This is a genomic window from Luteibacter aegosomatis (assembly GCF_023078455.1).
Lineage (GTDB): Bacteria > Pseudomonadota > Gammaproteobacteria > Xanthomonadales > Rhodanobacteraceae > Luteibacter > Luteibacter aegosomatis.
Map to the genome: position 1 here is coordinate 3,233,110 of NZ_CP095740.1, position 19,571 is coordinate 3,252,680.

Sequence of the window (19,571 nt, forward strand, 5' to 3'; positions counted from 1 at the left end):
CGGGCAATAAAAAAGCCCCTCCGGAGAGGGGCTTTCGGGTGGCGCGGGGAGGCGGCTTACATGCGATCCTGCGCGATCTTGATATCGGCCTTGGCCTTCAGGGCCTGGATGTAGTCCAGCGTGGTGGCCTGGGCCATGGCGTCCATCATCTGGCCGCGAAGTGCGTCACGCTGCGCCTTGTCGACCTTGGACGGGTCGCCGTCGGTCACCTTGTCGACCGCCACCAGCGCATAGCTCGCATCGCCGGTACGCACCACCGACCACGACGGCTTGCCGTCGACCGGGTGCGGCAGGCTGAAAGACTGCACGAGCACTTCCTGCGGAACGTCCTTCACCGTGGCGAGCTTGTCGCGCTCCAGGTCGGAGAGCGTATGCACCGGCGCCTTGGCGAGCGTGGCCACGTCGCCCCCCTTGGTCAGCTGCGCGGCGATGTCGTCGGCCTGCTTCCTGGCCTGCGCGTCCACGCGCTCGTCGAGGATGCGCTGGCGCACCACGTCTTTCACGTCCGCCAGCGCCTTGGGCGTGGCGGCGTTGTGCTTGCTGAGGTGCATGACCACGGCATCGCCCTTGCCGAGCTGCACCAGCGACGAATTGTTGCCCTGGTTGAGTACGTCGTCGGCGAACGCCGCCTGCACGAACTTCGGATCGGTGGGGATGCCTTCACCACCCTGGCGACCGAAGAGCGGCGACGTCTTGATCGTGAGGCCGAGCTCCTTCGCCACCGGTTCGAGCGAACCCGGGTTGCGCTCGGCGAGATCCGCCAGCTTGCCCGCGCGCTCGTTATAGAGGCGCTCGCCCTCGTTCTTCGACCAGTCGTCCGCGATCTGCGCACGCACCTGATCGAACGGCTTGGCATCGCCATCGCGGGCGTCGCGCAGCCAGATGATGTGGTAGCCCTCTTCCGGCGAGAGCACGGGCTCCCGGGTGATGTCGCCCTTCTTCATGCCGAACAGGGCGGTATCGAACGCGGCATTGGCCACGCCCTTTTCCAGCCAGCCGAGGTCACCGCCGGTACGCTTGGAGCCCAGGTCGTCGGAGTTCTCCGCCGCCAGCTTGGCGAAGTTTTCGGGCGTGGCTTCGGCGGCGATCTTCTTCGCCTTCTCGAGCGCGGCCTTCTGCTGGTCGGGGGTGGCGTTCTTCGGCACGTTGATGAGGATGTGCGCCGCTTCGCGTTGCGGCGGCTGGGCATAGCGCTGCTTGTTCTGGTCGTAATACGTACGCAGTTGCTCGTCGGTGGGCGCTTCGGCCTTGAGATCGGCCTGCTTCACTTCGAGGTAGTCGACCGAGACCTGCTCGGGCGTGGTGTAGTCGGCGACATGCGACTTGTAGAACGCCTCGATGTCCGCGTCGGCCACCGAGGCGTCGGTGAGCGAGGGGCGCGGCAGGTCGACGAAGCGCAGGTCGCGCTTCTGCAGGCGCAGGCGGAAGAAGCCGTCGACGTCGGCTTCGCTCACGAGCGTGGTGCTGGAGATCGCCTGCGGCAACAACTGCGTGGCGAGCGAGGCGCGAACCTTCGCTTCGTACATCGCCGGCGACATGCCCTGCATGTTGAGGATGGCGCGGTAGGCCTCGGGACTGAACTGGCCGTTGACCTGGAAGCTGGGATCGCTGCCGATGGTCTGGCGCACGTCGAGGTCGGACACGGTGAGCTTGAGGTTCGTGTTGGCCTGCTGCAGCAGCGCCTGGCTCACGAGACCGTCGAGTACCTTCTGCTTCAGTTCGGGCTTTTCGAGATCGGCCGCCGTGAACTGCGAATTGGGATTCTGGGCGAACTGCTGGCGAAGCTCGTTGAGTCGGTTCTGCCAGTCTTGCTGCGAAATTTCCTGGTCGCCCACCTTCGCCACGTAGGTGTCGACGTGCGAGACGAAGTACGACTCGATGCCGAAGAACGCGACGGCGAAGACGGATACGCCGAGGACGATGGCCGCGGGCCAACCATGGATCTTGTTACGCAGGGCTTGCAGCATGATGCGACTCGCAACGGTTGCGCCGGCAAATCCTAACCGACGTTAGATAAAGCAAAGGCGCCACGCGGGCGCCTTTGCGGACGAATGGCGGAGTGGACGGGACTCGAACCCGCGACCTCCGGCGTGACAGGCCAGCATTCTAACCGACTGAACTACCACTCCACGTTCCGTTTGGTGGGTGCTGAGGGGATCGAACCCCCGACCAGCGCCGTGTAAAGGCGACGCTCTACCGCTGAGCTAAGCACCCCGAACGGTTAGACCGATTAGTTTACGTGATCCTTCAGCGCCTTGCCAGCGGTGAAAGCGGGCACCTTGGAGGCCGGGATCTTGATCTCTTCGTTCGTGCGCGGGTTGCGGCCCGTGCGAGCGGCGCGGGAGCGCACCTTGAACGTGCCGAAGCCGACGATCGCCACGTCACCACCGCCCTTGAGGCCTTCCTTGACGGCATCGATGAAAGCTTCGAGCGCACGGCCCGCATCGGCCTTCGACAGCTCGGACTTCTCGGCAATGGCGGCGATCAGTTCGGATTTATTCATTACGTAACTCCCTAAGGATGATTCGAACCGCCGGACGGCGATCCTGGACGAAAAGGCATAGGTCGTGGAAGCCAGGTGACCTGGGAAGCGACCCCGTGATCGATGGTGCCGTTGCGGCACGGGTGATCGCGGTGCCGCCTTTATACCAGCGCCTTCCCCCCGACCGCAATACAAGCAATACCAAGGCTTTCAGCGGATATGCATGGTCAAACGAGACTTGCGCGCGAGTACAAATGCGATTATTGCAGGGTCACAACAACAGGACGACGAAGACGAAAAGGGCGCACCGGAGTGCGCCCTCGTTCACGCATCGAAACGATAAAATCGCGTCAGTGGGTCACCGACGGCGACTCTTTCGACTTGCCCTTTCCCTTTGCGCGAGGCACCGCTACCCCCTCGCCGCCGCTGCCGGCTTTCTGGGGACCGAGGGGGCGCTCGAGCGCGAGATCGAGCACTTCGTCGATCCACTTCACCGGATGGATGTCCAGCGAGGACGTGATGTTTTCCGGCAGGTCGGCGAGATCCTTCCGGTTTTCCTCCGGAATGATCACGGTGGTGATGCCGCCGCGATGCGCCGCGAGCAACTTCTCCTTGAGGCCACCGATGGGCAGCACGCGTCCGCGCAAGGTGATCTCGCCCGTCATCGCCACCTCGGAGCGCACCGGCACCTTGGTGAGCGCCGACACCAGCGCCGTGCACATGGCGATACCCGCGCTGGGGCCATCCTTCGGCGTGGCGCCTTCCGGCACATGGATGTGGATGTCGAGTTTTTCGTGGAAGTCCGCCTCGATGCCCAGGCCCGCGGCGCGCGCTCGCACGACGCTCAATGCCGCCTGGATCGACTCCTTCATCACGTCGCCGAGCTGACCGGTGTGCACCAGTCGACCCTTGCCGGGCACCACGGAAGCTTCGATGCTGAGCAGGTCGCCGCCCACCTGGGTCCACGCCAGGCCGGTCACGAGACCGACTTCGTTCTGCTGTTCGGCCCGACCGAAATCGAAGCGGCGTACGCCAAGGTAATGATCGAGGTTGGACGCGTCCACGCGCACCTGACCCGGCGCGAGCGCCTTGCCCGGCTTGGCGGCCTTCGCCGGCGCCTTCTTCACCTTGGCCTTGGCATTGGCCGGCACGGTGCCCAACGCAAGCTCCTTCACCACCTTACGGCAGATCTTGGAGATCTCGCGCTCCAGGTTGCGCACGCCCGATTCACGCGTGTAGTAGCGCACGATGTCACGCAGGGCGTCTTCCGCCACCGTGAGCTCGCCCGCCTTCAGGCCGTTGGCCTTCAGCTGCTTGGACAGCAGGTACTTCTGCGCGATGTTGAGCTTTTCGTCTTCGGTGTAACCCGGGATGCGGATCACTTCCATGCGATCGAGCAGCGGACCGGGGATGTTGAGCGAATTGGCCGTGGCGATCCACATCACTTCGGACAGATCGAGGTCCACTTCGAGGTAATGGTCGTTGAAGGCGTTGTTCTGTTCGGGATCGAGCACTTCGAGCAGCGCCGACGACGGGTCGCCACGGAAGTCCATCGACATCTTGTCGATTTCGTCGAGCACGAACAGCGGGTTTTTCGTACCCACCTTGTTGAGGTTCTGCACGATGCGTCCCGGCATCGAACCGATGTAGGTACGGCGGTGACCACGGATCTCGGCTTCGTCACGCACGCCGCCCAGGCTCATGCGAACGAACTTGCGATTGGTGGCCTTGGCGATCGACTGGCCGAGCGAGGTCTTGCCCACGCCTGGCGGGCCGACGAGGCAAAGGATGGGGCCTTTCATGCGATCGACGCGCTGCTGCACGGCGAGGTATTCGAGGATGCGCTCCTTCACCCTCTCCAGGCCGAAGTGATCGGCGTCGAGCGTTTCTTGCGCCAGCGCGAGATCCTTGCGAACCTTGCTGCGCTTCTTCCACGGCACGCCGACCACCCAGTCGAGGTAGTTGCGCACGACCGTCGCTTCCGCCGACATCGGCGACATCTGCTTGAGCTTGTTGAATTCCTGCTTGGCCTTCGCGAGGACGGCCTTCGGCATGCCGGCGGCCTCGATCTTCTTCTGCAGCTCTTCGAGCTCGTTGGCACCATCTTCGCCTTCACCCAGCTCCTTCTGGATGGCCTTCATCTGTTCGTTGAGGTAGTACTCGCGCTGGCTCTTCTCCATCTGCGACTTCACGCGGCCGCGGATGCGCTTTTCCACCTGCTGCAGATCCATCTCGCCGTCGACCAGGCCGATGAGCAGCTCGAGGCGCTCGCCGACGTCGGCCGTCTCGAGCACTTTCTGCTTGTCGGCCATGCGCACGGACAGATGCGCCGCGATGGAGTCGGCCAGGCGCGACGGATCCTCGATGCCCGAGAGCGTGGCGAGGATTTCCGGCGGCAGTTTGCGGCTCTGCTTGACCAGTTGCTCGAACAGCGACACGAGCGAGCGCGACACCACGTCGAGTTCGCGCTCGTTGCTGCTGTAAATGGGTTCGATGACGCGCGCGCGTCCGCTCATCATGCCGGCGTCGTCTTCGAACGAGTCGATCTGCACGCGAGACTGGCCCTCGACCAGCACCTTCACGGTGCCGTCGGGCAGCTTCAGCAATTGCAGGACACCCGCCAGCGTGCCGACCTGATGCAGGTCGGCGATGGCGGGATCGTCGATGTCGGGACTCTTCTGCGCGACGAGCAGGATCTGCCGCTCGCCTTCCATCGCCTGCTCCAGCGCACGCATGGACTTGTCGCGACCGACGAACAACGGAATGACCATGTGCGGATAGACGACAACGTCACGCAAGGGCAGGACCGGAAGCAGGTCCAGCTCGGCGCCGCTCGTGGTTTGGCTGCGATTCTTCGCCATGTGCTTGGGGTTTCCCTCGGAGATTTTTTAGGGCTCGCCCCGACACTGCGCCGGAGCCGCCATGAACGTCAAGTGGTGGCTCGGCAAGGACCGATCAAGTGCCGGACGCCGAAACGAAAACGGCCCCGGCGCCTAGGGACGCCGGGGCCGCCGAGAGGGCGGGAAGCGACCGTCAGGCCGCGTCGCCACCCTCGCCCGCGATGCGCTGCTGCTGCAGGTTGCCGCGGTAGATCAGGTAGGGCTCAGCCTGGCCTTCGATGACGGCATCGTCGACCACGACCTTGCTCACATGCTCCAGGGACGGCAGCTCGAACATCGTGTCGAGGAGCACCTGTTCGAGAATGGTTCGCAGTCCACGCGCGCCGGTCTTGCGCTTGAGCGCGCGACGGGCGATGGCGGACAAGGCCTCCGGACGGAATTCCAGTTCGGCGCCTTCCATCTCGAAGAGCTTGCGGAACTGCTTGGTGACCGCGTTCTTGGGCTCGGTGAGAATCTGCACCAGGGCAGCCTCGTCGAGCTCGTCGAGCGTGGCCACGACCGGCAGGCGGCCGACGAACTCCGGAATGAGACCAAAACGGACCAGGTCGGCCGGTTCGACGTCCGCAAGCAGCTTGCCGACGTTTTCCGTGCGCGCCTTGGAGCGCACTTCGGCACCGAAGCCGATGCCGGTGGTCTCGGAACGCTGCTGGATCACCTTCTCCAGGCCGGCGAACGCGCCGCCGCAGATGAAGAGGATGTTGCGCGTGTCGACCTGCAGGAATTCCTGCTGCGGGTGCTTGCGGCCGCCCTGCGGGGGCACCGACGCCAGCGTGCCCTCGATGAGCTTGAGCAGGGCCTGCTGCACGCCTTCGCCGGACACGTCGCGGGTAATCGACGGGTTCTCGCTCTTGCGCGAGATCTTGTCGATTTCATCGATGTAGACGATGCCGCTCTGCGCCTTCTCGACGTCGTAGTCGCACTTCTGCAGGAGCTTCTGGATGATGTTCTCGACGTCTTCACCCACGTAGCCCGCTTCGGTGAGCGTGGTGGCATCGGCGATGGTGAACGGCACGTTGAGGAGACGGGCCAGCGTTTCGGCCAGCAGCGTCTTGCCCGAACCGGTGGGACCGATCAGGAGGATGTTGGACTTGCCCAGCTCGACTTCGTCGTTCTTCTGGCGCGATTCCATGCGCTTGTAGTGGTTGTAGACCGCGACGGAAAGCGCCTTCTTGGCGCGCGTCTGGCCGACCACGTACTGGTCGAGCGCATCCATGATCTCGCGCGGCTTGGGAAGGTGCGTACGGCCGGTGGCCGCCTTCTCCTCGAGCTCCTCGCGGATGATGTCGTTGCACAGCTCAACGCATTCGTCGCAGATGAACACGCTGGGACCGGCAATCAGCTTGCGCACTTCATGCTGGCTCTTGCCGCAGAAGGAGCAGTAAAGAATCTTGCCGCCGTCGTTGGAACGGCTCTGCCGCTCGTCGCTCATGCTATGTGCCCTACTGAGAATCCAGGTGCGCTTTGAGAATAGCACAGCACTCCGCCCCTGGTTCCAGGGGCGAAGTGCCGGTTTTCACAAGCGAAAAGATGAATCAAGCGGATTTGACGGTTTCGACCGTGCGCTTTTCGGCCACCGAGTCGATCAGGCCGTAGGCCTGGGCTTCCGCCCCGCTCATGAAACGGTCGCGCTCGGTATCGCGGGCAATTTCGTCGACCGTCTTGCCGCTGTGGTGGGCCAGGATCGCATTGAGGCGTTCACGCATCGTAAGAATTTCACGGGCGTGAATCTCGATGTCGGTGGCCTGGCCGGAGATGCCACCCGCCCACGGCTGGTGGATCATGATGCGGGAGTGCGGCAGCGAGAAACGCTTGCCGGCCGCGCCCGCCGCCAGCAGCAAGGCGCCCATCGAAGCCGCCTGGCCGATGCACATGGTGCTGACGTCCGGCTTGATGAACTGCATCGTGTCGTAGATCGCCATGCCCGCGGTGACGGAACCACCGGGGCTGTTGATGTACAGGTTGATGTCCTTGTCCGGGTTTTCGGACTCGAGGAACAGCATCTGGGCGACGATCACATTGGCCATGTAATCGTCGACCGGGCCGACCGCGAAGATGATGCGCTCCTTGAGGAGGCGCGAATAGATGTCGTAGGAACGCTCGCCGCGCGAGGTCTGCTCGACGACGATGGGCACCAGGTTGAGGTTCTGGATCGGAGCCATGGACATTCGGTCTCTCCTTCGTATGGGGCCCGGGTGGTAATCAGACGATCGGCGCTCAGGCGCCGACCGGTCGCATCACCTCGTCGAAGCTCAGTTCCTGGTCGGTGGTCTTGGCGTTGTCCGCCACCCACTCGGCCACCTGGTCTTCCATCACGCGGTTCTGCAATCCCTGCATCAGTTGGGGGTCGCCGTTATACAGTTCAATGACCTTTTCCGGCTCTTCATAGGTGGAGGCAATCGCCGTGAGCATCTCGGCCAGGCGCTTGCGGTCCAGGCGCAGTTCGTTCTTGCGGGCGATCTCACCCATCAGGAGAGCGGCCGTGACGCGCTTGCGGGCGAACGGCAGGGCTTCGGCGACCATTTCCGGCGACGGCTGCTGACCGCGCGGCAGGTTGCCGGCGGCGAGGCTCTGGGCCTCGGCGTTGGCCATGAGGTCGGGCACGTCGAGGTCCGGATAGGCGCCGGCCAGCTTCTCGGCCACTTCGGACTTCAGGCGGGCCATCACGGTGGCCTTGAGCTCGCGCTCGAGGTTGGCGCGGACTTCCTTGCGGAAGGTCTCGATGCTGCCGTCGGCCACGCCGAACAGCTTCACGAAATCTTCGTCCACCGCCGGGAGGTTGGGCTCCTGGACCTTGACGATCTTGAAGGTGACCTTGGCGGTCTTGCCGGCCAGCTCGGGGTTGCGGAAGTCGCTGGGGAAGGCGACGTCCTGGACCAGGTCCTCGCCCGCCGTGCGGCCGGTGAGGGCCTCATCGAGCGCCTTGAACAGGGTACCCGAGCCAAGCACGCTGCCGGCACGCTCCAGGCCTTCGGCCGGGAAGCGGTAGTCACCGGCCTCGGCGGCGTATTCGAACATCACGAAGTCGCCGTCTTTCGAGGCGCGCGTGACTTCGTCGAAGCTGCGGCGCTGGGTGCGCAGGGTTTCGATCATCTTGTCGATGTCGGTGTCCTTCACCTCGGCCTTGGGACGGGCGATCTCGAGCGAGGCGACGTCGATGGCCGGGAATTCCGGCATCACCTCGAAGGTGGCCGTGTAGGCGATCTCGCCATCGACCGGGTTGCCCGTGGTGTCAACCGACGGGTTGGCGATGGGCTGCAGCTTCTCCTGTTGCACGGCCTCGCGCAGCGTGCTGCCGATGAGGTCGGACAGCGCCTCACCACGGACCTGCGCGCCGAAACGCTGCTTGATCACGTTGGTGGGCACCTTGCCGGGGCGGAAGCCCTTCAGGCGTACCGTGCGGCCCATTTCCGCGATGCGCTCGCTGACCTGGGTCTCCAGGCGCTCCGCCGGAAACTTCACCGTGAGCTTGCGCCCGAGCTTGCCGACATTCTCAACCGAAACCTGCATGACCTCTCCTGAAACCACCACGTGCCGTGGCGCGATGGCGAACGTCCGTCGCCGTAACCGAAACAAAGGGATTCGCCGCGAACGCCGGGCCGCCGGCGCGACCCCATCCCCGGTGGCGAAAAACCCCGCAAATGACTGCCCATTCTACGTTTCCGCTCCGCACCGCCGCAACCTGCCTCAGTCGCCCGTCCAACGCCTCGGGCCGCCCCCTTCGGCGCCCAGGGCGTCGCCGGGATTGGCCAGGGAACAGGCCGTCAGGGAAAGGCACCCGCAGCCGATGCAGTCCGTCAGGCGGTCCTTCAGATGGCTGAGCTGGGCGATCCGCTGCTCCAGCTCCTCCCGCCACGTCGCCGACATGGCGGCCCAGTCGTCCTTGTCCGGCGGCCGCCCTTGCGGGAGCGAGGCGAACGCCTTGCCGACGGCCTCCAACGGGATGCCTACGCGCTGGGCCACGCGGATCACCGCGATCCGCCGCAGTACGTCGGCCGCGTAACGGCGCTGGTTACCGGAAGTACGAAGGCTGTGGATAAGCCCCTTCCGCTCATAGAAATGCAGGGCCGAGACCGCCACCCCTGCCCGCCTGGCCGCCTCGCCCACGCTCAATTCGCGCATGCCCTTGACCTGAACAATGGTTGAGGTTGCATCCTGCGTCAGGAAGAGTCGCCGCGCAAGCGTGCGACACTGGTCCGATTCGCAAGGAATGTTCATGAACGTGCGCACCCAGGACGCCGATCTTCGCCAGGCATCGGCCGACGAAACAGGCGGCATTCTCTCGCCGCCTTACCGGGCCGCCACCGTCGGCATGGTGGCCCTGATATCCCTCATCGCCTTCGAGGCGCTGGCCGTGACCACCGCCATGCCCACGGTCGCCCGCGAACTGGACGGCCTGCGCCTCTACGCCCTGGCTTTCGGTGGCGTGCTGGCCACCAGCATCATCGGCATGACGCTCTCCGGGCGCTGGAGCGACCGTCGCGGTCCCTCGCCCGCGATATGGACGGGGCTGGTCGGCTTCGTGACCGGTTTGGTCATCGCCGGGCTGGCCAGGACCATGCCGATTCTCCTGCTGGGGCGCCTGGTGCAAGGCTTCGGCGCCGGATGCCTGTTCCCCGCCCTCTACGTGATCGTGGGTCGACTCTATCCCGAGCGGCTGCGACCGAAGGTCTTCGCGTCGTTCTCGGCGGGCTGGGTGATACCGGCGCTGGTCGGACCGGCGATCAGCGGCGCCATCGTCGAGCACGTCGGCTGGCGGTGGGTGTTCCTCGCCGTGCCCGTTCTCGCCGTACCTGCCGCCATCGCGCTTCGTGGCGCCCTGCGCACCATCGAAAAACCGGCCGCCGCCCCCGCCGATCAGCCCGGACGGATGCGCCATGCCGTCGGCGCCTCCGTCGGCGCCTGCCTGTTGTTCGTGGCGGGACAGGAAAGCGGATGGCTCGCCACGGCGTTGTTCCTTCCCGCCGTCGCTCTTCTCGTCGGCTGCGGTCGCCGCCTGCTGCCGAGGGGCACGCTCGTGGCGGCTCGCGGCCTGCCCGCCGTGATCGCTTTGCGGGGCGTGGCGGCGTCGGCCTTCTTCGGCACCGAGGCGTTCCTGCCGCTGATGTTTTCGCACGAACACGGCATGACCCCCATGTGGGCAGGCCTCGCCATCAGCGGTGGCGCGTTGGGATGGTTTTCGGGCTCGTGGTACCAGGGCCATTACGCGACCATTTCCCGCCAGGCACTGCTCAACCGGGGAACGGCCCTGATGTCGATCGGCACGATGCTCGCCGCGATGGGCACGTTCCACTGGATGCCGGTCGCGGCATCCATCGCAGGCTGGATGCTTACCGGCCTGGGCATGGGCATGGCCTACGCCACGGTCTCCGTGCTCACGCTGGCGATGTCGTCGATGGAAGAACAGGGCAAGAACAGCTCGGCCCTCCAGTTGTGCGAATCGCTGATGGTGGCCGCGACACTGGCCATCGGCGGATCGCTTTTCGCCGCGCTGCTCAACGTGTCTTACACGCTGGCTTTCGCGGCGAACTTCGTCATTACCGTGCTCTTGGCGACCCTGGGTATCGTGGTCGCTCGCCGCACCGATGCGCCGCGCTGACGAGCGCGGGCGGGATCGTCGTTACCGTCCCGGGTACGGCCATCACGCTGGACGCGGTGATCGTCAAGCTGGCTTTTTTAATGCCTCGCGTAGCGCCGACGGATATCGCGAGGCCGAACTCCCCCGCCACGTGCGAATGATCCCAAGGCATGCGGAGATCGGCGCGAGGCACACGATGAAGGCGATCGACAGCCGGTGCGAGGTCTCGCCATAACCGGCTATGCCGCCCAGGCAGAAGAAGCCGAAGACGGTCAGGGAGGTCAGCAAGACCATCGCGACGCGCCGCCCGAGGGAGCGCGGAAACATCCACGTGAGCGCCCTGACTTGAAAGCGCAGGAAAAACCACAGGAGCACCGCGAGGAACGGCAAGCCGACGAAAATGAGCACGTCGACCGGCGTCCAGCCCTAGCGGCATTTGCATAGAGCGTGGATGCCGACGGACTAGAAGACGACGACGCGGCGTACCAACTCTTCTACAAGATGGCGCATATAATCGAGACTTCAGTACTGTGAGCATGGCACCCGCCCGGAAGCCCTGGCGATGGCCATCGTCCGCTGGGCCGATCAGCGTGCTCATTACTTTCCCAAGGAAGAGGGACGTTCTCCTAGAGCAACTCGTGGACGAGCACCTCGGGGAGGTTGAGCAGGCTGTCCTGGCGCCCTTGGATAGCTACTGCAACGATATCTCTGAGGTATTCTGATGACCTCAACCAGGAGGGAACAGAATGGACAAAATAGTCTATGAACTGGCCGTTGGCGACATCACCGGAATCGGCTGTGTAAAAGACGACCGAAGCTCTTTCGACTTTATTGATGCCGAGCTTCGTGTCAAGGCAATCACCCCGCTTATCAGCGACTCGCGACTCAGTGAGTTCACCTGGGCCGTTCGCTTTGCCGCAACCGAAGACCCGCTCCAGCTGGCATGGAGTGCTTCTGAGCAGAAGATATATCTGGCGGTTTCGATAACACCTAGCGCCTTCCTATGGATTCGAGACAGGGGCTTCACCCCCTACTCCCAACTTATCCTCAAGGTGGAGCCATTGGAAGGCGCACTTGGCATTGTGCAATCGGCTGAGCTTCGCCTCTAGACAATCCGGGGGCCTCAATGGGGCCCCGCTTCGACGGGATTCGTCCGTTTCCGCCTAAGACGCTAGTTCCTCGGGCTTGTGGTGCGAGAAGAGGGACTCGAACCCTCACGGATTGCTCCGCCAGAACCTAAATCTGGTGCGTCTACCAATTCCGCCATACTCGCGCCCGGCAATTCTATGGTTTCCCGCGCCCGTTGGCGACCGGCGGCTATCCGGGCCGCCGGCCTTCACGAGTTACCACTGGTTGTCGTCGAAGTCGCCACTATCGCTCGACGAGCCGTCATCCCACGAACTGTTGTCATTACCCATGTCGATCGGCTCGTTGCGAAGGTCGTCGTAGGCCTGTGAGGACGGGCTCTGGCTCGCGTCGCCGGGGGTGCCGACAGCGCCGACATCCCGGGTCTCTTCGCCGTCGCGGTGGGAGCGGAAGGCCTCGTCGAGCAGCGCACCCGCCGCCAGTCCGCCCAGGCCAGCCGCGACGGCCGCGCCGACGCCCGACGAGGGCGGAGGTGCGTAGCCTGGGTAACCACCGCCATAGGGCGGCGCAGCGTTCATGGGAGGCGGCGGCGGGTAGCCGTTGAACGCGCTGGCCGTGTCGCGCCGACGGCGCGTCCAGAAGAACGCGATAAGTGCGATCACCACCACGGCGATCAGGATGCCGGTCAGGTGCGACGAGCTACCGTCCCTGCCCTCCGCCTGCCGGCCGACACTCGAGGAAACCGGCGATGCGCCGGCATGGCTCCTCGATGCAGGCGCGAGGGCGGCGTCCAGCTCGCGCTGGAAGTGCTGGAACTTCGCGGGATCGGTGAAATGCGTGGCCGGATCCAGGCTGGCCGCCTTGGAGGCTTCCGCTTTGGCCTCGCCGATGTTCCCCTCGTGGGCGAGAACCTCCGCAAGCACGTAGTGCGCCTTGGCGCTGTTCGGGTGCTCGGAAACCACTTGGCGAAGCGCGGCCTCCGCGCCGGCGTAATCGCCGCGCCCGATGAGCGCCTGAACGTCCTTGGGCGAATCGCCGGCATGGACGGCCGCCGATGTAAGTGCGATCAGCAGAAACGCGAACAGCGGTTTATTCATGACGTTCTCAGATGACCGAAGAAAACCCTTTGACGGGCAAGCGCTACGAAAGTTCGCATGCGCTAATCGCGACCTGAAAATGATGCAAAAAAAACAGCCGCCTGGATTAATCCAAGCGGCTGTTCGAATTGGTGGGCCGTGTAAGATTCGAACTTACGACCAATTGATTAAGAGTCAACTGCTCTACCAACTGAGCTAACGGCCCGTAAACTTCAATTGTAACATGTCAAAAGTGGGGTGGACGATGGGATTCGAACCCACGACATCCGGAATCACAATCCGGTACTCTAACCAACTGAGCTACGCCCACCATAAAGCCTAAACTGGCGCGCCCGACAGGAATCGAACCTGCAACCGTCGGCTTAGAAGGCCGATGCTCTATCCGGTTGAGCTACAGGCGCAGGCACTGTACGTAGAACGCCAATTGGTCGGGGCAGAGGGATTCGAACCCCCGACATCCAGCTCCCAAAGCTGGCGCTCTACCAGACTGAGCTATACCCCGAAACTTCAAGTTTCACCATTATCACTCGGTGAAGCTTTCAGATGCTACGGGTCAAAGCCTAGCCCGTCAATCCGTATGAACACACCACACTTTCAACTACCGCTGCCATCGCATGAATTATCACGATAGCTTGCTTAAAGATGGTGCGCCCGGAGAGATTCGAACTCCCGACCACCAAGTTCGTAGCCTGGTACTCTATCCAACTGAGCTACGGGCGCACACTTTAAACCTTTGACCCGGTGACTATCGCCGTGAAGCGTTAGCGCCGTGCCGAGAAGCGGAATTATTCAGATATTGAGGGTGGGCGTCAACACTTTTCTGAAACTTTTTTTCGCGCAATGGTAACGAAGGGTCGCAAATGGACGTCCAAACCCTTTCGAGAGAAGCATTTGCAAGATGCGTGGAGCTTCTCGCACTCCCATCGCGGACAAGGTCCGCTCCCGCCCTCCGGTAGGAAGTTTGCTGTCCCCACTGCTGCCCAACGAAGAAGGGCGGCCTCGTGGCCGCCCTTCCTTTACAGCTGCGTGGCCGGCTTGCCGACCTTGTCCGGCGCCGAGCCGGCGTCGCCTCGCGGCGGCGGGGGCGGCGTGGAGCCCGGCTTCTGCCAGTCGGCCGGCGGACCCGGCTCACGACCGTTCATGATGTCGTCGATCTGGCGCGCGTCGATGGTTTCGTACTGCAACAGCGCCTCCGCCATCACGTGCAGCTTGTCGATGTTGGTGGTCAGGAGATCCTTGCTGCGCGCGTAGGCGCGGTCGAGGATGGTGCGCACCACTTCGTCGATCTTGCGCGCGGTCTCGTTGGAGACGCTCTTGTGCTGCGTGACGGAGCGACCGATGAAGACCTCGTCTTCTTCCTCGCCGTACATCACCGGACCGAGTTCGTCGGACAGGCCCCACTTGGTGGCCATGTTGCGCGCCATCTTCGTCGCGCGCTCGATGTCGTTCGACGCACCGGTGGTGATCTTGTCGTTGCCGAAGATGATCTCCTCCGCGACGCGACCGCCATACAGCGAGCACAGCTGCGATTCGATGGCCACCTTGTTCATGCTGTAGCGGTCGCCTTCGGGCAGGTACATCGTGACGCCCAGCGCGCGGCCGCGCGGGATGATGGTGACCTTGTAGACCGGGTCGTGCTCGGGCACGAGGCGACCGATGATCGCGTGACCGGCCTCGTGGTAGGCGGTGAGACGTTTCTCTTCGTCGTTCATCGCCATCGAGCGGCGCTCGGCGCCCATGAGGATCTTGTCGCGGGCGCGATCCATATGGCTCATGCGCACTTCGCGGGCATTCTCGCGCGCGGCGAAAAGCGCGGCCTCGTTGACCAGGTTGGCGAGATCGGCGCCCGAGAATCCCGGCGTGCCACGCGCGATGGTCATCGGCTCGACGTCGGACGACGTCGGCACCTTGCGCATGTGCACCTTGAGGATCTGCTCGCGCCCCTTCACGTCCGGGAGGCCCACGACCACCTGGCGGTCGAAGCGGCCCGGACGCAGCAGCGCGGGATCGAGCACGTCGGGACGGTTGGTGGCGGCGATGACGATGATGCCTTCGGTGCCTTCGAAGCCGTCCATCTCGACCAGCAGCTGGTTGAGAGTCTGCTCGCGCTCGTCGTGGCCGCCGCCCATGCCGGCGCCACGATGGCGGCCGACGGCGTCGATCTCGTCGATGAAGATGATGCAGGGCGCGTGCTTCTTCGCCTGCTCGAACATGTCGCGCACGCGGCTGGCGCCGACGCCGACGAACATCTCGACGAAGTCGGAACCGGAAATGGAGAAGAACGGCACCTTGGCTTCGCCGGCGATGGCCTTGGCGAGCAGCGTCTTACCGGTACCCGGCGGCCCCACCATGAGCACGCCGCGGGGAATCTTGCCGCCGAGCTTCTGGAACTTGCCCGGGTCGCGGAGGAACTCGACCAGTTCGCCGACCTCTTCCTTCGCCTCGTCGCAACCGGCCACGTCGGTGAAGTTGACCTTGACCTGGTCCTCGCCCTGCAGCTTGGCGCGCGAGCGCCCGAAGCTCATGGCGCCCCGGCCGCCCGAACCCGCCTGCATCTGGCGCATGAACCAGATGAGTACGGCGACGAAGATGATGATCGGCAGCCAGTTGAAGACCAGCCCCAGCAGCGAGAAGCCGTTGTCGGCGGGCTCCTGGCGCAGTTCGACGCCCTTGTCGCGCATCTGCTTGACCAGGTCGCTGGTGGACAGGCCGACCACCGGCACCACGGTGCGATAGGAGCCGCCGTCCTTCAGCTTGCCCGTGATGGTGGGCGGGGCCGTGGAGGTGATGGTGGCACTGGCGACGTTACCGTTGTCCACCTGCTGGGCGAAGGTCGTGTAGGACATGTCCTGCGACGACCCGCTATGCGGGTTGAAGGTCTGGAATACGGTTAGCAGGACCACCGCGATGATCAGCCAGAGCAACAGGTTTTTTGCCATCTCGTTCATGCGCGGTTCTCGCCAGGTTGCCGGGACGCGGACTTGAGGCCGGTCGCCAGCGCATAGACCTCTCGCGAACGCGCGCGGGAGGCCTTCGGTTTACGCATCGTCACGCGACTGAAGTCCGCGCGCAAGTTCTTCAGGTAATCGTCGAAGCCCGCGCCCTGGAAGAGTTTCACGAGAAACGACCCGCCCGGCTTCAGCCAGTCGAGGCTGAACTGCCGGGCGAGGTCACACAGGTCCATGGCGCGGATCTGGTCGGCGAGTGCCACACCGGACATATTGGGGGCCATGTCCGACAGGACAAGATCGACCTTCTTGCCTTCCAGCATGCTTTCGAGCTCGCGGAGAACGGATTCTTCACGGAAATCGCCCTGCATGAAGTCCACCCCGGCCAGGCCGGTCATGGGAAGGATGTCCAGGGCGATCACCTTGCCCGTATCGCCCAGGCGTTGGCGGGCCAGCTGCGACCAGCCGCCCGGGGCGGCGCCCAGGTCGACGATGGTCATGCCTGGCTTGATCAGGCGGTCGCGGTCGATCACTTCCTCGAGCTTGAAGACGGCGCGCGAACGCAGGCCCTCGGCCTGGGCCCGTTTGACGTAAACGTCGTCGAAATGCTCCCGAAGCCAGCGGGAACTGCTCTTGCTGCGTGACATCGGGTATCGACCGGTGAAGTAAGCTGCGGTGCCGCATGATACCCTTTGAGGCCTATCCGCCGCGAACCGAACCTGAACGCAATGTCGCTTTCCCCTACCCAGCGCCGCTACCTCCGCAGCCTCGCCCACGATCTCCGCCCCGTCATCCTGCTGGGCAACAAGGGAGCCACCGAGGCCGTGGCGAAGGAACTGGCCCAGGCGCTGGACATCCACGAGCTGGTCAAGGTCAAGCTTTCCGGTGGCGACAAGGACGATCGCCGGGAACAGATCGACTACCTCACCGGCCAGACCGGCGCGGAAAACGTCCAGGAAATCGGCCACGTGGTGGTCCTGTTCCGTCGCAACGAACAGGATCCCAAGCTGGCCCTGCCACGGTAACCCGCCATGGACCTCACCCTCGACCGCCCCGGTGAGTATTTGTTCGTGCGCCGGGTCGGCCCCGATACCGTCACGGTGGTCGACCGCGATTTCCACGCGAGCCTGCTGATCACACCCGAACAGGTGGTCGACGACTGGGCCGTCACCGACGCGAAGGCCATGAGCCTGGCCGACGTGGATGCCATTTCGGCGCTGAACCCGGAGATCGTGGTCATCGGCACCGGGGAGCGCCAGGTGTTTCCGCCGGCCGAGGTCATGGCCGGCTTCCTGCGCCGCGGCATAGGGGTCGAGGCCATGACCAGCGGCGCCGCCGCGCGCACCTACAGCCTGCTCGCCGGTGAAGGCCGTCGCGTGCTGGCCGCGTTCATTCTTCCCCCACGCGGATAGATTCCCATGCGGATCCTGGTCCTCGGTGCCGGCGGGACCGGCGGCTATTTCGGCGGTCGGCTGGCTCAGTCTGGCGCGGACGTCACCTTCCTCGTGCGGCCCGAGCGCAGCGCCATTCTCGACCGGCAGGGGCTCGTCATCCGCAGTCCGCTGGGCGATGCCACCGTGAACGTCAGGCACGTCACGGCCGAAGGTGCCGCCGCGGCCGGGCCATTCGATGTCGTGCTGCTTTCGTCCAAGGCCTACGACCTGCATTCGGCGATCGAGGCCATCGACCCGGCCGTGGGCGAGCATACGGCGGTGCTGCCGATCCTCAACGGCCTCGCCCACTTCCCCGTGCTCGATAACCGCTTCGGCCCCGATCGGGTGATCGGCGGCCTTTGCGTCATCAGCGCCGCCAAGGGACCGCAGGGCGAGGTGATCCACTTCGGCAACGGTGCGTCGATCACGTTCGGCGAGCGCGACGGGCAGTCCCACGGCGATCGCTGCGCCAAACTCGCCGAGGCCTTCGCGACCGCCAAGGTCGACCATCGTCACTCCACCGACATCGTGCGCGATCTGTGGGCGAAGTTCAGCTTCCTCGCCACGCTCGCCGGGATGACCTGCCTGTTCCGCGCGAGCGTGGGCGACATCGTGGGTACCGACGACGGACGTCGGCTCATGGAACAGTGTTATGACGAATGCCTCGCGGTGGCCCGTGCCGCGGGGCACGCGGTGCCCGACCAGGCCCGTTCGATGGCGTGGAAGACGCTCACGCAGGAAGGCTCGCCGCTGACGGCGTCGATGCTGCGCGACCTGGAATCGGGCCAGCGCATCGAGGGCGATCACATCGTCGGGGACATGCTCCGGCGTGCGCACGAGGCAGGCGTCAGGGCGCCGATGCTGGAAGCAGCGTGGGTGCATTTGCAGGCATTCGAGGCACGCCGATCGCGTTCGCCCTGAGCGATTCGCCGATACGATCGGCTCCCACCCCTCTGGTAGCAAGGTTTCTGCGAACTGGCTACCGAAGGAGTGGGAGCCGATCGTGTATCGGCGATGGCCGGCAAAGCCGGCCGCATGACTACTTCTGCGGCGGCAGGTACTGCAACGGATCCACCGGATTGCCGTCGCGGCGGATCTGGAACTGAAGCTCGTCGCGCGTGGCGCCCGACGAGCCCATCTCGGCCACCACCTGCCCCGCTTTCACCTTCTCGCCTTCCTTGACCAGGCGCTTGCGGTTATGGCCGTAGGCGGAAAGGAAGCTATCGCTGTGCTTGATGATCACCAGCTCACCATAGCCGACCAGGCCGTTGCCGCTGTAGACGACCACGCCGTCGGCCGCCGCGCGGATGGGGTCGCCGTTCTTGCCCGCCACTTCGATGCCGGGAATGGCATCGCCCGATGAAAACTTCTTGATGAGCGAGCCGTCGGCCGGCCAGCGCCAGGTGATGCCGCCCGCGCTGCGCGTCGCCCCGCTGGCGATGATCGGCGTGGCCGCGGAGGGATTTTCCACCGGTGCCGGAGGCGCGCTGGCCGGAGCTGTCGGCTGAGGCGGCGGCACGACCGATTCGGCCGGCTTGCCCGCGACCACGACCGGCGTGTTCGTGGTGGTCGCCGGTGCCGGCGCGGCGGGCGGCTGGGTGTCCGCCGCGGTCACCGGCTCGAAGCCGGGTTGAGGAGCCGGGGGCGCCGACGGCTGGCTGGGGGCGGACGGATGCGACGGCGGCGGCGTCGGCACGGCCGCGACGACGGGTGCGCGTTTTGCCGAATCCGGAGGAGAAAGGCGGAGTTCCTGCCCCGGCCAGATGGTGTAGGGAGAGGAAATGCCGTTCCAACTGGCGAGCGAGCGGAAATCGACCTTGTTGCGGAACGCGATGCTATAGAGCGTGTCGCCCTTCTCCACCCTGTAACTGCCGCCGGGCGGCGCCGGCGTGGCGGCGGCCGCGTGCGACGGCGCCTCGTAGCTGCCGGGCGAACGGGTGACGACGACGGAGCTGCGTTCGATACCGCAGCCGGAGAGGACGAGCCCGGTGCCGACGACGGCAGCCAGGGCCAGGGGACGAGTCAGGGACATCGCGAAATTCCTTGCACG

The 19,571-nt window shown here is 64.6% G+C and carries 17 protein-coding genes and 8 tRNA genes; 5 read left to right on the top strand and 20 right to left on the bottom strand.

The genetic code is table 11. The features are described from left to right. Positions 1-56: 56 nt before the first annotated feature. The 9 genes from L2Y94_RS14485 to soxR all read right to left on the bottom strand — a co-directional run bounded on the left by L2Y94_RS14485 (position 57) and on the right by soxR (position 9,501). Positions 57-1,967 (bottom strand): SurA N-terminal domain-containing protein, encoded by a 1,911-nt coding sequence (locus tag L2Y94_RS14485; protein ID WP_247367815.1) that lies wholly within the window; start codon positions 1,965-1,967, stop codon positions 57-59. An 85-nt stretch (positions 1,968-2,052) separates the two neighbouring features. Further along, positions 2,053-2,129 (bottom strand) — tRNA-Asp (locus tag L2Y94_RS14490). A 10-nt stretch (positions 2,130-2,139) separates the two neighbouring features. After that, a tRNA-Val gene (locus L2Y94_RS14495) sits at positions 2,140-2,214 on the bottom strand. 16 nt (positions 2,215-2,230) lie between these two features. Continuing rightward, complete coding sequence (locus tag L2Y94_RS14500; protein WP_144910266.1) at positions 2,231-2,503, bottom strand: HU family DNA-binding protein; 273 nt, start codon at positions 2,501-2,503, stop codon at positions 2,231-2,233. Positions 2,504-2,832: 329 nt separating this feature from the next. Further along, positions 2,833-5,343 (bottom strand): endopeptidase La, encoded by a 2,511-nt coding sequence (gene lon, locus L2Y94_RS14505; protein ID WP_247367817.1) that lies wholly within the window; start codon positions 5,341-5,343, stop codon positions 2,833-2,835. 172 nt (positions 5,344-5,515) lie between these two features. After that, the gene (gene clpX / locus L2Y94_RS14510) at positions 5,516-6,811 is read right to left on the bottom strand and encodes an ATP-dependent Clp protease ATP-binding subunit ClpX (protein ID WP_144910262.1); all 1,296 of its coding nucleotides are present in this window, start codon (positions 6,809-6,811) and stop codon (positions 5,516-5,518) included. Positions 6,812-6,914: 103 nt separating this feature from the next. Next, positions 6,915-7,541, bottom strand: a complete 627-nt coding sequence (clpP, locus tag L2Y94_RS14515) for an ATP-dependent Clp endopeptidase proteolytic subunit ClpP (protein ID WP_425602469.1) — start codon at positions 7,539-7,541, stop codon at positions 6,915-6,917. Positions 7,542-7,596: 55 nt separating this feature from the next. Beyond that, on the bottom strand, positions 7,597-8,889 hold the full coding sequence (gene tig / locus L2Y94_RS14520; RefSeq protein WP_247367821.1) for a trigger factor: 1,293 nt from the start codon (positions 8,887-8,889) through the stop codon (positions 7,597-7,599). 177 nt (positions 8,890-9,066) lie between these two features. Next, positions 9,067-9,501: a redox-sensitive transcriptional activator SoxR gene (soxR, locus tag L2Y94_RS14525; protein ID WP_247367823.1), complete on the bottom strand. Its 435-nt coding sequence runs from the start codon at positions 9,499-9,501 to the stop codon at positions 9,067-9,069. Between the two features lie 94 nt (positions 9,502-9,595). On the opposite strand from soxR, the gene L2Y94_RS14530 reads away from it, so the two are divergent. Beyond that, entirely contained in the window at positions 9,596-10,978 is a 1,383-nt protein-coding gene (locus L2Y94_RS14530) for an MFS transporter (RefSeq protein WP_247367825.1), read from the top strand. A gap of 63 nt (positions 10,979-11,041) precedes the next feature. Here L2Y94_RS14530 and L2Y94_RS14535 read toward each other — a convergent pair whose 3' ends face one another. After that, positions 11,042-11,365, bottom strand: coding sequence for a hypothetical protein (locus L2Y94_RS14535; protein WP_247367827.1), 324 nt, complete (start codon positions 11,363-11,365; stop codon positions 11,042-11,044). A gap of 338 nt (positions 11,366-11,703) precedes the next feature. On the opposite strand from L2Y94_RS14535, the gene L2Y94_RS14540 reads away from it, so the two are divergent. After that, positions 11,704-12,066: a hypothetical protein gene (locus L2Y94_RS14540; RefSeq protein ID WP_247367829.1), complete on the top strand. Its 363-nt coding sequence runs from the start codon at positions 11,704-11,706 to the stop codon at positions 12,064-12,066. 79 nt (positions 12,067-12,145) lie between these two features. On the opposite strand, the gene L2Y94_RS14545 is transcribed toward L2Y94_RS14540, so the two are convergent. From L2Y94_RS14545 to rlmE, 9 genes are all read right to left on the bottom strand, one after another. Next, positions 12,146-12,230: transfer RNA gene (locus L2Y94_RS14545), tRNA-Leu, on the bottom strand. A gap of 70 nt (positions 12,231-12,300) precedes the next feature. Continuing rightward, positions 12,301-13,140, bottom strand: a complete 840-nt coding sequence (locus L2Y94_RS14550; protein WP_247367830.1) for a tetratricopeptide repeat protein — start codon at positions 13,138-13,140, stop codon at positions 12,301-12,303. Positions 13,141-13,269: 129 nt separating this feature from the next. Continuing rightward, positions 13,270-13,345, bottom strand: a tRNA-Lys gene (locus tag L2Y94_RS14555). A gap of 28 nt (positions 13,346-13,373) precedes the next feature. Next, a tRNA-His gene (locus L2Y94_RS14560) sits at positions 13,374-13,450 on the bottom strand. 14 nt (positions 13,451-13,464) lie between these two features. Further along, positions 13,465-13,541, bottom strand: a tRNA-Arg gene (locus L2Y94_RS14565). Between the two features lie 24 nt (positions 13,542-13,565). Further along, positions 13,566-13,642 (bottom strand) — tRNA-Pro (locus tag L2Y94_RS14570). 141 nt (positions 13,643-13,783) lie between these two features. Beyond that, positions 13,784-13,860, bottom strand: a tRNA-Arg gene (locus tag L2Y94_RS14575). Positions 13,861-14,156: 296 nt separating this feature from the next. Then, a complete protein-coding gene (gene ftsH, locus L2Y94_RS14580) occupies positions 14,157-16,088 on the bottom strand; it encodes an ATP-dependent zinc metalloprotease FtsH (RefSeq protein ID WP_247367832.1) in 1,932 nt (643 codons plus the stop codon). After that, positions 16,085-16,735, bottom strand: coding sequence for a 23S rRNA (uridine(2552)-2'-O)-methyltransferase RlmE (gene rlmE, locus L2Y94_RS14585; RefSeq protein ID WP_144910150.1), 651 nt, complete (start codon positions 16,733-16,735; stop codon positions 16,085-16,087). Before rlmE ends, ftsH begins: the two co-directional genes overlap by 4 nt. An 81-nt stretch (positions 16,736-16,816) precedes the next feature. Between rlmE and yhbY the strand changes: the two genes are divergently transcribed. From yhbY to panE, 3 genes are read left to right on the top strand one after another with little or no spacing between them, the layout of a single operon-like run. Continuing rightward, entirely contained in the window at positions 16,817-17,113 is a 297-nt protein-coding gene (gene yhbY, locus L2Y94_RS14590) for a ribosome assembly RNA-binding protein YhbY (protein ID WP_247367835.1), read from the top strand. 6 nt (positions 17,114-17,119) lie between these two features. After that, a complete protein-coding gene (locus tag L2Y94_RS14595) occupies positions 17,120-17,500 on the top strand; it encodes an Mth938-like domain-containing protein (protein WP_247367837.1) in 381 nt (126 codons plus the stop codon). Between the two features lie 6 nt (positions 17,501-17,506). Then, positions 17,507-18,442 (top strand): 2-dehydropantoate 2-reductase, encoded by a 936-nt coding sequence (gene panE / locus L2Y94_RS14600; protein ID WP_425602406.1) that lies wholly within the window; start codon positions 17,507-17,509, stop codon positions 18,440-18,442. 118 nt (positions 18,443-18,560) lie between these two features. Here panE and L2Y94_RS14605 read toward each other — a convergent pair whose 3' ends face one another. Beyond that, the gene (locus L2Y94_RS14605) at positions 18,561-19,553 is read right to left on the bottom strand and encodes a peptidoglycan DD-metalloendopeptidase family protein (protein WP_247367840.1); all 993 of its coding nucleotides are present in this window, start codon (positions 19,551-19,553) and stop codon (positions 18,561-18,563) included. Positions 19,554-19,571 lie beyond the last annotated feature (18 nt).

What these genes read in the sequence shown, in the direction of transcription:
- L2Y94_RS14485 (WP_247367815.1), bottom strand. Translation starts at nt 1,967, where the DNA reads ATGCTGCAAGCCCTGCGTAACAAGATCCATGGTTGGCCCGCGGCCATC.
- L2Y94_RS14500 (WP_144910266.1), bottom strand. Translation starts at nt 2,503, where the DNA reads ATGAATAAATCCGAACTGATCGCCGCCATTGCCGAGAAGTCCGAGCTG.
- lon (WP_247367817.1), bottom strand. Translation starts at nt 5,343, where the DNA reads ATGGCGAAGAATCGCAGCCAAACCACGAGCGGCGCCGAGCTGGACCTG.
- clpX (WP_144910262.1), bottom strand. Translation starts at nt 6,811, where the DNA reads ATGAGCGACGAGCGGCAGAGCCGTTCCAACGACGGCGGCAAGATTCTT.
- clpP (WP_425602469.1), bottom strand. Translation starts at nt 7,541, where the DNA reads ATGGCTCCGATCCAGAACCTCAACCTGGTGCCCATCGTCGTCGAGCAG.
- tig (WP_247367821.1), bottom strand. Translation starts at nt 8,889, where the DNA reads ATGCAGGTTTCGGTTGAGAATGTCGGCAAGCTCGGGCGCAAGCTCACG.
- soxR (WP_247367823.1), bottom strand. Translation starts at nt 9,501, where the DNA reads ATGCGCGAATTGAGCGTGGGCGAGGCGGCCAGGCGGGCAGGGGTGGCG.
- L2Y94_RS14530 (WP_247367825.1), top strand. Translation starts at nt 9,596, where the DNA reads ATGAACGTGCGCACCCAGGACGCCGATCTTCGCCAGGCATCGGCCGAC.
- L2Y94_RS14540 (WP_247367829.1), top strand. Translation starts at nt 11,704, where the DNA reads ATGGACAAAATAGTCTATGAACTGGCCGTTGGCGACATCACCGGAATC.
- L2Y94_RS14550 (WP_247367830.1), bottom strand. Translation starts at nt 13,140, where the DNA reads ATGAATAAACCGCTGTTCGCGTTTCTGCTGATCGCACTTACATCGGCG.
- ftsH (WP_247367832.1), bottom strand. Translation starts at nt 16,088, where the DNA reads ATGAACGAGATGGCAAAAAACCTGTTGCTCTGGCTGATCATCGCGGTG.
- rlmE (WP_144910150.1), bottom strand. Translation starts at nt 16,735, where the DNA reads ATGTCACGCAGCAAGAGCAGTTCCCGCTGGCTTCGGGAGCATTTCGAC.
- yhbY (WP_247367835.1), top strand. Translation starts at nt 16,817, where the DNA reads ATGTCGCTTTCCCCTACCCAGCGCCGCTACCTCCGCAGCCTCGCCCAC.
- L2Y94_RS14595 (WP_247367837.1), top strand. Translation starts at nt 17,120, where the DNA reads ATGGACCTCACCCTCGACCGCCCCGGTGAGTATTTGTTCGTGCGCCGG.
- panE (WP_425602406.1), top strand. Translation starts at nt 17,507, where the DNA reads ATGCGGATCCTGGTCCTCGGTGCCGGCGGGACCGGCGGCTATTTCGGC.
- L2Y94_RS14605 (WP_247367840.1), bottom strand. Translation starts at nt 19,553, where the DNA reads ATGTCCCTGACTCGTCCCCTGGCCCTGGCTGCCGTCGTCGGCACCGGG.